General features: G+C 63.9%; 1 protein-coding gene. It reads left to right on the top strand.

Going from position 1 to position 266, the window contains the following annotated elements:
• Positions 1–266 (top strand): aminotransferase class III-fold pyridoxal phosphate-dependent enzyme (locus O4G76_RS20685; RefSeq protein ID WP_269398999.1); only part of this gene is annotated, 266 nt, incomplete at both ends.

Below are 266 nucleotides of genomic sequence, written 5' to 3'. Positions count from 1 at the left end.
ACGACATCCTGCTGGTGGCTGACGAAGTTATCTGCGGCTTTGGCCGTACCGGCGAATGGTTCGGCCAGACGCATTTCGGCTTCCAGCCGGACATCTTCACCACCGCCAAAGGCTTGTCGTCCGGCTACCTGCCTATCGGCGCCGTGTTCGTGAACGACGAAGTGGCCAGCACCCTGGCTGCCGGTGGCGACTTCAACCACGGCTTTACCTATAGCGGCCACCCGGTAGCCGCCGCCGTGGCGCACGCCAACGTGAAAGCCCTGCGC

The organism is Limimaricola sp. G21655-S1 (genome assembly GCF_027213785.1).
In the GTDB taxonomy this organism is placed as follows: Bacteria; Pseudomonadota; Alphaproteobacteria; order Rhodobacterales; family Rhodobacteraceae; genus Limimaricola.
The sequence above is the reverse complement of the archived record's forward strand: the minus strand, read 5'-3'. Positions and strand labels throughout refer to the sequence as shown.